Origin of the sequence: Vibrio sp. 1F263, assembly GCF_041439035.1 — a bacterium.
In the GTDB taxonomy this organism is placed as follows: Bacteria; Pseudomonadota; Gammaproteobacteria; order Enterobacterales; family Vibrionaceae; genus Vibrio; species Vibrio tasmaniensis_A.
Map to the genome: position 1 here is coordinate 25,240 of NZ_JBGONI010000036.1, position 11,821 is coordinate 37,060.

Annotated in this window: 12 protein-coding genes; 5 read left to right on the forward strand and 7 right to left on the reverse strand. The window is 42.7% G+C overall.

What is annotated here, in order from left to right:
* Window positions 1-58: 58 nt before the first annotated feature.
* On the reverse strand, window positions 59-715 hold the full coding sequence (gene bluB / locus ACED25_RS18710) for a 5,6-dimethylbenzimidazole synthase (RefSeq protein WP_017099782.1): 657 nt from the start codon (window positions 713-715) through the stop codon (window positions 59-61).
* Window positions 716-882: 167 nt separating this feature from the next.
* On the opposite strand from bluB, the gene ACED25_RS18715 reads away from it, so the two are divergent.
* The 3 genes from ACED25_RS18715 to ACED25_RS18725 all read left to right on the forward strand — a co-directional run bounded on the left by ACED25_RS18715 (window position 883) and on the right by ACED25_RS18725 (window position 3,286).
* Window positions 883-2,079, forward strand: coding sequence for a DEAD/DEAH box helicase (locus ACED25_RS18715; RefSeq protein WP_010431064.1), 1,197 nt, complete (start codon window positions 883-885; stop codon window positions 2,077-2,079).
* Between the two features lie 111 nt (window positions 2,080-2,190).
* Complete coding sequence (locus tag ACED25_RS18720; RefSeq protein ID WP_371695863.1) at window positions 2,191-2,592, forward strand: PPC domain-containing DNA-binding protein; 402 nt, start codon at window positions 2,191-2,193, stop codon at window positions 2,590-2,592.
* 70 nt (window positions 2,593-2,662) lie between these two features.
* Window positions 2,663-3,286, forward strand: a complete 624-nt coding sequence (locus tag ACED25_RS18725) for a PolC-type DNA polymerase III (RefSeq protein WP_371695864.1) — start codon at window positions 2,663-2,665, stop codon at window positions 3,284-3,286.
* Between the two features lie 82 nt (window positions 3,287-3,368).
* On the opposite strand, the gene ACED25_RS18730 is transcribed toward ACED25_RS18725, so the two are convergent.
* Entirely contained in the window at window positions 3,369-4,205 is an 837-nt protein-coding gene (locus ACED25_RS18730; RefSeq protein ID WP_371695865.1) for a DUF6279 family lipoprotein, read from the reverse strand.
* A 261-nt stretch (window positions 4,206-4,466) separates the two neighbouring features.
* Here ACED25_RS18730 and ACED25_RS18735 point away from each other — a divergent pair, with 261 nt between their 5' ends.
* Window positions 4,467-4,640 carry a hypothetical protein gene (locus ACED25_RS18735; protein ID WP_009844771.1) on the forward strand — a complete coding sequence of 58 codons (174 nt, stop codon included), beginning with the start codon at window positions 4,467-4,469 and terminating at the stop codon, window positions 4,638-4,640.
* Window positions 4,641-4,780: 140 nt separating this feature from the next.
* Here ACED25_RS18735 and dbpA read toward each other — a convergent pair whose 3' ends face one another.
* The 3 genes from dbpA to ACED25_RS18750 form a co-directional block, all read right to left on the reverse strand.
* On the reverse strand, window positions 4,781-6,160 hold the full coding sequence (gene dbpA / locus ACED25_RS18740; RefSeq protein WP_371695866.1) for an ATP-dependent RNA helicase DbpA: 1,380 nt from the start codon (window positions 6,158-6,160) through the stop codon (window positions 4,781-4,783).
* A 148-nt stretch (window positions 6,161-6,308) separates the two neighbouring features.
* Window positions 6,309-7,217, reverse strand: a complete 909-nt coding sequence (locus ACED25_RS18745) for an aldo/keto reductase family oxidoreductase (RefSeq protein ID WP_371695867.1) — start codon at window positions 7,215-7,217, stop codon at window positions 6,309-6,311.
* A gap of 217 nt (window positions 7,218-7,434) precedes the next feature.
* Complete coding sequence (locus ACED25_RS18750; protein WP_371695868.1) at window positions 7,435-8,028, reverse strand: hypothetical protein; 594 nt, start codon at window positions 8,026-8,028, stop codon at window positions 7,435-7,437.
* Between the two features lie 221 nt (window positions 8,029-8,249).
* On the opposite strand from ACED25_RS18750, the gene ACED25_RS18755 reads away from it, so the two are divergent.
* Window positions 8,250-10,097 carry a M3 family metallopeptidase gene (locus ACED25_RS18755; RefSeq protein ID WP_371695869.1) on the forward strand — a complete coding sequence of 616 codons (1,848 nt, stop codon included), beginning with the start codon at window positions 8,250-8,252 and terminating at the stop codon, window positions 10,095-10,097.
* 94 nt (window positions 10,098-10,191) lie between these two features.
* On the opposite strand, the gene ACED25_RS18760 is transcribed toward ACED25_RS18755, so the two are convergent.
* Both ACED25_RS18760 and ACED25_RS18765 read right to left on the reverse strand, forming a co-directional pair.
* On the reverse strand, window positions 10,192-10,503 hold the full coding sequence (locus ACED25_RS18760) for a hypothetical protein (RefSeq protein WP_029222827.1): 312 nt from the start codon (window positions 10,501-10,503) through the stop codon (window positions 10,192-10,194).
* A gap of 164 nt (window positions 10,504-10,667) precedes the next feature.
* Window positions 10,668-11,708, reverse strand: coding sequence for a hypothetical protein (locus ACED25_RS18765; RefSeq protein ID WP_009844765.1), 1,041 nt, complete (start codon window positions 11,706-11,708; stop codon window positions 10,668-10,670).
* Between the last annotated feature and the right edge of the window lie 113 nt (window positions 11,709-11,821).

Genomic DNA, 11,821 nt, shown 5'->3' on the forward strand with positions numbered 1-11,821 from the left:
AATATCTATAACAAGTTTTGGCTTTAAATATCAATAAATTAGATAAAAAAGCCTTTAATCACTCCGTTTTACTAGGGCTCCACTTACCTTCATGAATCGCTGAATTGACGTCTCTTCTTGGTAACCAACCCATGGTTTCAAGTTCTGGCTTATCTTTGAAGTGGTCAACGTAACCAATGCACAGGTACGCCACAATATCGATGTTTTCTGGTATATCTAATGCGTCTCGCAGTGTTGAGTCATGCAGGATACTCACCCACCCTAAGCCTAGGTTTTCGGCTCTAGCTGCCAGCCATAGGTTTTGAACCGCACACACGGTGCTGTACAGATCCATCTCTTGTTTGATGGTTCTACCTAACACGACCTTTCCGGTTCGGTTGCGATCGCAAGTCACGCAGACACCGATCGGTGATTCGACGATGCCTTCCAACTTTAGACGCTTATACATTGCCTGCTTTTCATCGGTGAACATTTCCGCGGATTCCGCATGAGCCTGATTAAAACCGGCTTTGATTTGTTGCTTGGTTTCGATATCACGGACAACGACAAAATCCCAAGGCTGCATAAAGCCAACACTGGGAGCATGGTGCGCTGCGGTTAGCACACGCATCAAAACGTCTTCTGGGATCTCATCAGGAAGAAACTGACCACGAACATCTCGGCGAGAAAAAATCGTTTTATATACTGCATCGCGTTCATTCGGCGTAATTTCCATACATCCCTGTCTTATCGTCGTCTTATTGAGCCAGTATTATCCAACTAAAGTGTGTATGTTGCTAGTAGTACACAAGCAACATGGTAGAATGCCGCCATTAATCTTATCCTTGTATAAGATTGTTAAACCTTTCCATCGCTATTTAGCCAAATCATACCGAGAAACTTATGCCATTTTCCAAGCTTGGATTAAGCTCACCTATTGTTAAAGCCGTTGCAAAACAAGGCTATGAAAAGCCAACCTCTATTCAAGAAAAAGCAATTCCGATTGTGCTTTCTGGTAAGAACCTAATTGCTGCTGCACAAACAGGTACAGGTAAAACTGCGAGCTTTGTTCTCCCTATCTTAGAAATGCTAAGTAAAGGTGAAACACAACGTAAAAAACGTATTCGCGCTGTTATTCTGACACCAACTCGTGAGCTTGCGATTCAGGTTGAACAGAACATTACTAAATACGCGAAGTTCCTAAACCTAACATCACTAGCGATGTACGGTGGCGTGTCTTACCAACACCAGAAAGACCGCTTGATCGAAGGTGTCGATATTCTTGTGGCAACTCCAGGTCGTTTAATCGATATGTACGGACAACGTGCCGTTCATTTTGATGAAGTTGAAGTACTGGTTCTTGATGAGGCCGATCGCATGCTAGACATGGGTTTCATCGAAGACATCAACAAGATCATCGCGCGTTTGCCACAAAACATTCAAAACCTGTTGTTCTCAGCAACGCTATCAACGCCAGTTCGTGCGCTAGCGAAAAGCGCAATCAGTGAAGCGGAAGAGATTTCAATTGCCAAAACTGACGCTTCTAAAGCGAACATTGAGCAATGGTTAGTGACCGTAGATAAAGACCGTAAGTCTGCACTTTTAAGCCACATGATCACTGACGGTGAGTGGGACCAAGCGCTTATCTTTATCGAGACTAAGCACGGCGCGGCTAAGCTAGTTGCCCAACTTGAAAAACGTGGCATCCAAGCTGAAGCTTTCCACAGTGGACGTAGCCAAGCGATTCGTGAAAAGATTCTGGCTGACTTTAAGAAAGGTCGTCTAAAATATCTAGTTGCGACAGGTGTTGCTGCTCGTGGTATCGATATCGATAATCTAAGCCGCGTAGTAAACTACGACATCCCATTCCCAGCAGATGATTATGTTCACCGTATTGGTCGTACTGGCCGTGCTGATGCATCTGGTGAAGCGATCTCTTTCCTATCGAAAGACAACTTCAAGAACCTGTGCATTATCGAAAAACGTCTTGGTCACTTGATTGAACGTCGTGTTGTTGAAGGTTTTGAACCACGCAAAGAAGTGCCAATCTCTGTATTGAACTTCGTTCCTAAGAAGAAAAGAGAGCAGCAACAAGACTAAGTAATTTCAGCTATAGAAATGAAAAAGTCGCATTAGCCAAAATGAAAATAAAACGAAGCCCATGTGGCTTCGTTTTGCTCTTAGAAATACAAATAAAATTGAGGCAATAAGATGATCACTCCTATCGCAACGAGATTAACCCGAGGCCAAGACCTAAAGCTTGAGATCCAAAAGCTAGTGACAGCGCACAATATCTCAGCGGGCTCTGTCGCGTCTTGTGTCGGGTGTGTTTCTCAACTCAATATTCGTCTGGCTAATGCAAACAACACCAAGCTAATCAAAGCTCCATTCGAAATCGTATCTGTGATGGCAACGCTAACCCCGAACCACCAGCATATTCATATATCCGTTGCTGATGAAAATGGTGACGTGATTGGCGGGCATCTGCTTGAGGGAACGATTATCGCCACCACCGCTGAATTAATTGTGCACCGTTACGATACTTTGACCTTCAACAGAGAGCATGATGATACGACGGGTTACACTGAGCTCACTATCAGCAGTAACACATAATAGCTTCACTGATAGCAGCACCAAACGCCTCATATAAAGCGATACCACCCAATAGTAATTAGGAAACACGATGGCTTCAAACTCCGCAGACTCCGTTATCGTTCTCGATTTCGAAACCACAGGCTTATCACCAAACATGGGTGACCGAGCGATTGAAATCGGTGCGGTTAAATTAGTTAACGGCGAAGTCGTCGACACCTTTCAGCAACTCATGAACCCAGGGTTTCGTGTTAGTGGATTCATTGAAAGCTATACCGGAATCAGTAACCGTATGTTAAGCACAGCGGCCAGTTGCAGTGAAGTGATGGATGAGTTTGCAGACTTTATCCAAGGCAGCCAACTTGTTGCTCACAATGCATCGTTTGATAAGCGCTTTCTCGATGCGGAATTAGACTTTATTGGCCGAGACTACACAGGCAAGTTCGCTTGCTCAATGTTGATTGCTCGCCGCCTAATCCAAGATGCGCCGACTCATAAGCTAGGCGACCTTGTGCGCTTTAAGAATATCGACAACGACGGTACTTTCCACAGAGCGTTAGCCGATTCAGAAATGACAGCACGGTTGTGGTTATTGATGATTGATGAGCTTCAAAGTGACCACGGCATTCAACAGCCGAGTTTTCAACTGATGCAGAAAATATCTAAGACCGCTAAAGGCTCTATTCCAAAGCTGCTGATGAGCAACAGAAATTAAATATCTAAACTCTCTCCCCTTCAAGTTTGATTGACAGGCTAGTCACATGGATAACTACTAGCCTTTAGAACGAAAGAAGACTCTACTCCTGCAGTGATTCAAATGTTCCTTTAAGGCTTGCTAATTCACTCATGAAATAAGCCCACTGCTTATTCGTACTGCTTTCTACGATATCGACTAAAAAATTGGCTGATGTCTGCATGTTCTTGTTAAGCTCAGGCTCAAGTCCTTCAGGGTAATAAGCTTCATTGTTCAAAAGTAAGTTCATAATAATCGGCTGAGCTATATCTAAGTCGCTTTTCTTTTCCATCAGTGTCGATAAATCTTGGTAGGTATTATTTTGATATTGGCGCCAGTTATCGTTGGTATTTACCCACTTTTGGGACCAAGCAAGAATAATCTTTTTTTGCTCTTTCGATACCGTCCCTAGCCATCGCTCTAACCGATCTTCAATTCGACTTCGATAACGTTCTCTCGAATCTTCATCATTCAATGATAATCTTTCTTCGTAATATTCTTGCTGCTTTTCCCTAAAGTTCTTTAAGAATTCCTTATCTTGTTTAGGGTTAAACTGCATGCTTAAAGCGTAAATATCGGGAGAGAACTTACTAACGATTGAGCGAATATGGTCTTTAATTTGGTCACTTTGTTCAGTGATAAAAGCAGAACTCATATCAGAACGGTCTGTGTTTTGGATCACTTCTAATTGCGAAATATATAACGGCAGTTGAGTTTCTTTATGCCATTGCTGTAATAAGTCGAGGTGCTCTTCGAGCTCTGATTCTTGACTATTGGATAGAGAAACAAAGTCTTCAATATAGCTAACCGCAAACCAGCTTATATTGTTATAGGCAAATTTAGTCCCGCAGCCAGAGAATAGAAAACAGCTTAATAAGACTAACCAACGACACTTTCTCATTACACCCTCTCACAACATTTTACTCAACAACGAACCTCAAGACGATCTTATAACATTAGCTACAAAATTGGGTTCTCGTAAAAACTTTCGGATAAATTGAGACTCAGACTTGCTAATCTAACTATTTCGGCAAATGATTAAACTAAAAATAATTAATAGCAGTGATGTAACTTGATTTTTATTACTCATTTGACGCAATACGAACCCTATAAATGAGTTGGGTTGGCGTATTTCAAATGATTGATATTTGGGAGGGGAGCTATGGCCGCTATTCCTGATCATCCAAGCGATTTAGAATATGAGCTTTGTTATTTTGACGATGGTTCAATAACCACAATCACGATATTGGTTCACAATCGAAAGGAAGCGATGACTTGGTATCTTAGCGAGGGAAAACATATCAACGATCTTTATTCGATAAGACCCGATGAATAATGCTTTGGTAAAGAGAACTAGGTCGATAAACCTAAGAGAGTAAACTTGAGTGGCATTTTGTGGAACACCCTTTACTGCAATGTCATTAAGTAGCAATCTCGTTAATTAGACATATCGCAGCAAAGGGATTCAGTCTCGAATTATTTCAGAATTCGGGCGCGGAACTGACGACCCTTCATCTTACCTGATTCGATTTTGCCTAATGCTTTCTTAGCCATTGATCTTTCTACAGCAACGTAAGCGCGCATCGCGAACAAGTTGATCTTACCTACTGATTTACCATCAATACCGCCTTGGCCTGTCAACGCACCAAGGATATCACCTGCGCGAAGTTTCGCTTTCTTACCACCATCAATCTGGATAGTTACCATGTTTGAGTAGTACGGCTTAGCAATTGGTTTAGCTGGCAACTGAGACGGTTCGATTGGCATATCCATGTACTCATCAATTTGAGCAACACGGTGCATCTCTTTTTCACTAAAGAAGCTAATTGCAACACCTTTGCTTCCTGCACGTCCAGTACGACCGATGCGGTGTACGTGAACTTCAGGATCGCGAGACAACTCAAAGTTGAACACAGCATCTAGGTTATCAACATCAAGACCACGAGCAGCAACATCTGTTGCAACCAAGATAGAGATGGTTTTATTTGAGAACTGAACCAAAGCTTGGTCACGTTCACGCTGTTCCATGTCGCCATGAAGCTCAATAACACTGAAGCCACGGTGGCTTAGCTCGTCGTTTACGTTCTGTACTTCTTTCTTAGTATTACAGAACACAACCGCTGACTCTGGTTGATGATGAAGAAGCATTAGCTCTAGTGCGTCATCACGAGCTTCAGTACCTTCAACCTTATAAAAGTGTTGCTGGATGCTTGAGTGATCGTGCGTTGATTCAACCTTCACCATTTCAGGGTTATTCATGATACGGTCTGCAACAGATTTAATCTGTTTAGGGAAAGTTGCACTGAACAATAACGTTTGACGATCTTTTGGTGCTGCTTCAATAACAGCATCTAGTGCATCTTGGAAACCCATTTCCAGCATGCGGTCGGCTTCATCTAACACAAGTGTGTTCAACTCAGACAGGTCAATACGGTCTCTCTCTAGGTGGTCCAGGATACGACCAGGAGTGCCCACAAGAATGTGTGCGCCATGCTCTAATGAACCAATTTGTGGGCCCATTGGCATACCGCCACATAGTGTCAGCACTTTAATATTGTGAATACCACGAGCAAGAGTACGGATCTCTTTTGCTACTTGGTCTGCTAGCTCACGAGTCGGACATAACACTAAAGACTGAACACGGAAACGCTTAACGCGTAGGTTTTGCAGCACGCCTAAACCAAAAGCAGCTGTTTTACCTGAACCCGTTTTACCCTGACCGATAACATCCTTGCCATCCAGAATAGTAGGAAGACTTAACGCTTGAATAGGCGTCATTTCAGTATAACCAAGAGAATCTAACGTATTTAGAAGCTCTGACTTAAGGGCGATTGAAGAGAATTTTGAAGTGCTCAATGGAAATATCCAACTGGTGAAAAACAGAGTGCATTATGAGTGTTTTTGAAAATTATTCCACCTTAATCACAGTTTTGAAGAAATAGGTTAGGCGAACACAAAAAAGCCAGCTTTGTTGGCTGGCTTATCGTCATTTTCGAATTACTTCTTATGGCACACCGTGACCTTTAGAGGCAACCCAAACGCGATACCATTGCTCACGAGTCAGTTCGATTTTCAGTGAATCAACGGCCGTTTTCACTCGCTCAATCTTACCTGAACCAATAATAGTAATCGGATTAGACGGTAATCGACGAACCCAAGCGTAAATTACTTGGTCAATACTATCTGCACCCACTTCTTGGCGAATGGCTTCTAGTTCATTACGAACACGAATCGCTTGTGCTGAATCGCCACTAAAGATGCTACCACCACCGAGACAAGACCACGCCATTGGACGAATACGGTTCATCTGCAGTTGATCTAGCGTGCCATCATGAGCTACTTCGAAGTTCAATGGGTTGATTTCAACTTGGTTAGTCACTAGTGGCTTACCTAGTCGAGATTGCAGTAAGTCGAACTGACGCGGTGAAAAGTTAGAGACACCGAAGTGCTTAACTTTACCTACCTTATGTAGTTCAGCGAACGCTTCTGCCACTTCATCCGCGTCCATCAATACGTCAGGGCGATGAATCAGTAATACATCAAGTTCGGTTACACCCAAACGCTCTAGAGAGTTATTTACTGATTGGTAAATATGGTGCGCGCTGGTGTCATAGTGATTGATCTTGCGATCTGGAGTGTGGTCACCACACAAGTTGATGTCGCACTTGGTGACGATTTGAATATCATCACGAAGGCTTGGCTCAAGCGCTAATGCTTCACCAAACAACTTTTCACATTGGTAGTTACCGTAAATGTCCGCGTGATCAACCGTTGTGATGCCAAGATCAATGTGCTGCTTTAGGAAAGTCAGACGTTGTTGCGGGGTCATACCCCACTCAGCTGTACGCCAGTATCCTTGCACCAGCTCAGAAAGTTCTGGGCCTTGTGGCGCTACCGTTACTTTTGCAACCATGGGTTGTCTCCTTTATCAATACTGAACGTATCCTAAGCTCGTTTTACCGAAGGCTCAACGTATAACAAATGGCAAAGGTAAACGCTTACTAAAAATGTGAGAGCCACAGAAAAACGAACACTTAAATGAATTATAACTTGCTGTCTGCCCGTGAGCCGTTCTCCTGAAAGGCTTGTTTACTCTGATGAATGACGAAACCATCTATAAATTTGAGCAATTAAAAGCGATTTAGTTCAACCGTTAACTTGTCACCATCACTATGTAACTTAATCCAAGGGGCTGAAGAACTAGAAGAAGATGAGGAAGAGCTAGGCACATTCCATACACTCATTTGCTCAGAGGAATGATGTGGTGAGTTGATGAATTCTACGAGTTGTTTATCTACCTTGTCGTAACCAACTCCCTCACGTTTCGCTTGTTCGAGTTGAGCGACGACATCAAAATCATCCTCTCCAATGCGAATTGAACTGAGAGCAAAACCATCTTGACGAAGATACGCCTGAAGCCTTGTGTAACTTAGGTTCGAATATGGCAGATTTATGCGAACCACTTCGACGCTAGAGTCACCCAACTCCAGTTCAACATAAACATCCAAATCGTAATATTGGGTTAAGTCACTGCACAACAGAGTGCCTTCAACTTCGCCACAATCCATAAGATCGATATCGTTAATATAGTTTTGAGAGCTCGGTTGAGTTGGCTTGCTATTGAATACCGTTCGCAACCACCAGCTTTCACTCCCTTGCGCAGAAAATGAAAAGGTACCAAGAGCCAATAACAAAGGTAGGATTAAGACAAAAAGAGTTCTCATTAATTGTGCTTATTTCACGCGGTATGGAGCGTGCATTATACGTGACCAATCGACCAATAACCGCTCGATTTACATCTATAAAACTAAAAATATTGCTCAAAGATAAGATTAACAAACTTGATACTAGGAAGAGTTGCACTCTGTTATATCTGTCGTCACACAATACACCCCATGAATGTGTCATAATGTTGAAATTAATGAATAATTTACAAGGAACGTCCATGACTGCAACGAACTATCTCAACCAATTGAACCAAAAGTATCTTGCGACTCATAAAGCGAAAGAAGACTTCTTTTGGGATACTTATATGGGGATCAGTGACGACCATGATGGCTCGACACTCGCGCAGACCCAGTGGACTGAATTTCTTAGCTCTGCCGAGCAAATTGCTGCTATCGAAACGCAACTCGCTACTATCGAAGAAATTCAAGACCCTCAAGAAAAAGAGAGCACGCTAACAGGCTTGAATGGTTGGTTAGCGACCTTTAGATCTCACGCTATTGAGTCTGAGCAATCACAGAAGCTTAAAGCCGAACTCATAAAGTTTGAGGCTGAACTGTTTGAGAAAAAACAGAATCATGTAATGACTTACGTGAATGAAGCGGGCGAACACACAGAAGGGTCATTACCGGTTCTAGGTTCAACAATAAGAACCAATAGTAATGAAAAAGTTAGGCTTTCAGCTCACCAAACACTATTAGGTTTAGAGCAGTGGCTGCTGGCTAACGGCTTCATTGAACTCATCAAAAAACGTAACCAATTTGCTCAATCACTGGGGTTTAAAACCTTCTTTGATTATTCCGTCGTTAAAACCGAGCAGATGACAACTGAGCAACTGTTTACAATTCTGGATGACTTTGAAGTTCGCACGCGAGATAACCATCAACAAAGCCTAGAGAGCTTAACTCAGAAAAAAGGTCAGAGCGCTCTAGAAGCCCATAATTTCACCTACTCTTTTGCAGGTGACGTCATGAATGACTTAGACCCTTATGTTCCATTTTCAAAGTCACTAAGGCGTTGGGTTGAGTCTTTTGGTCGTCTTAATATCGAATACTCACAAGCAACATTGAAATTAGATTTGCTTGATCGTAAAGGAAAGTATCCAAACGGTTTCTGTCATGGGCCAGTTCCTTCTTTCTACGATCAAGATACTTGGGTAGCTGCACAGGTCAACTTCACGAGCAACGCCAAGCCCGACCAAATCGGCAGCGGTTATGATGGTATCAATACGCTGTTTCACGAGGGCGGCCACGCTGCACATTTCGCTAATGTTAAAATGAATGCGCCTTGTTTCTCTCAAGAATTTGCACCAACATCGATGGCTTATGCCGAAACTCAATCCATGTTCTGTGACAGCTTATTGAATGACGCCGATTGGCTAAAACAATATGCCCTGGATTCAGAAGGCCAAGCAGTACCTGATGAGCTAATCAAAGCCATCATAGATAACAAACAACCGTTCAGAGCCTACCAAGAACGAAGCATTCTTGTTGTTCCCTATTTCGAACGAGCACTTTACGAATTGGCGGATGAAGATCTGACACCTGAAAAGATCACTGCTCTTGCTCGTAGCAGTGAGAACACGATTCTTGGATTGGCTTGTAGCCCTCGCCCATTAATGGCGATCCCTCATCTATTGTCGGATGAAGCCTCTTGCGCATATCAGGGTTACTTATTAGCTCATATGGCCGTGTATCAAACTCGTGCATATTTCACCGATAAGTTTGGTTACTTAACGGATAACCCGGAGATCGGCCCTTTGTTAGCTAAGCACTATTGGCACCAAGGAAATAGCGTGAATCATAATGGGACAATCGAAAGCCTGACTGGGGAAGGTTTTAATGCCAAGTACCTCGCTGACGAGTGCAACTTATCGCCAGAAGAAGCTTGGGCTATTGAAGATCAAAAAATCAAACAGCTGTCGACAAGAGAGCGAGCACCAGTCGCTGATTTGAATGCGAAGATATCGATCGTCGATGGAGCAACTGAATTAGCGAATAACGACAAATCAAATTCTCAAATGTGTGATGAGTTTGAACACTTTATCGTTGGGCAATACGGCCGATAGCGGGTGCTGAGCATCTGTAAGCAAGGTTGAACCAAAAAACTCAAACGAAAAAAAGGACGATATTTAATCGTCCTTTTTATTTACAGCATCGACCCTACACAGTGACACAATTTAAACGAGATTGAACATCAAAAATAATGTCGACAGAATCAAGGCTTCTTAGTGATTTCCTATGAATACCACATATCTGCCCTGTCAAAACAATATAAAACTTTTCTGTTTTGAGTAAATTCCAAGCTTCATCAAGAGATTCAGCATAAACCTTGTTCTTGAGATCTTGCGGGCGAGTACCTGCAACTCTTCCATGTTTACGCGCCAATTCAAATAATCCATTTCGATTCGGTTTACATGTAAACAGAGTGTCATTTCCGTAAATAACACCCTTGGCAGTAATGCTCTTAACCATTACATTCTCCAGATTATCATTCCACTCATAACACTGAGTGCCAAACCACATATCGGTTGGATACTTAAACGGCAAAACGAAGAGAACATGGTGTAACGACCGGGCATGCGACACACCATAGCAATCAGATTTAAAGTTCTTAAGCTCTCAAAGCTATTAAGAGCTTAGAAGTAGTAGTAAGCTGCTGCGAATACGTGTGTTTCTTCGTCGTACTGTGCGCTAGTTGAACCCATGCGTGCACCATCAATATCTTGTTTGATATCAATACCCATGTCAGCGTTGTCTGCAATACGGTACATTGCCGCGATGTTGATGTAAGAAGCATCTACGTCCGCTTGGCCATCAAGTTCATTGCTGTTAGAGGCGTAACCAGCTGCAATTGTTAGGTCTTCAGAAACCGCGTAACCACCTGAAACGTAGTAACCCGTGTCTTTCTCAGAATCTGCGTCATCAATCCAAGAGTTCATACCTAGTGTTAGGTCACCAATTTTTACGTTACCAGTTACCGTGTAAACTTCGTAATTAGCTTCGTAATCACGGTTTTCGTAACCTGCGTATAGGTTGAATACTTCTTGCTCTAGACCGATGTAGCCGTTCACACCTTTGTCGAACTTATCATTGTTACGAGAATCTTTCGTTTCGAAGTAAGAGATACCGTAAGCGATACCGCTTGTTGCACCCTGGAACTTAACAACATTGAAGCCGTCAGAAGCATCACCAGCAGAAGCGCCAAACTCGTAAGTGTTATCACCAGCACCGTCAACTTTATCTAGTGCTGTATCATTTTCCCAACCGAATGAAGCGATACCGAAACCAGTGTCAAAACCAAGCCAAGCTTTGTCTACATCAGCAGCAGGGCCAGTATCGATGCCATTTGTCCACTTGTAGTTAACTGAATCATTCGCTGAAACGTTATTGTCTGTTGTGTAGTTCACCATCAAGTCTGTTTCGAAGTAGCCAACAATACGGTTGTTACGGTAGTTTACTGCAAGTGTTAGGCCTGTAGCCCAGTCATCGTAGAATGCTTTAGAACCAGTATCGTAGTAACCGCCAACACCCATAGCACCAGATACTGAAAATTGATCTTTATGCATTGAATCAAATGCGAACATGTCTTCATTCTGGCTGTTTTGGCTGCTTGTATTTACCGCGAAAGCTGAACTTGAAATGCTTGCAATCGCAAGTGCTACTAATGTCTTTTTCATAATAACCACTACCTATATATTGATTCGGCCTTGTTAGTCCGGCCTTTTGGAGTAGCGCTATTGTTCAAAAATTTGTGTTGTGGATATACCGTAAAACTACTGGAATTTTATCG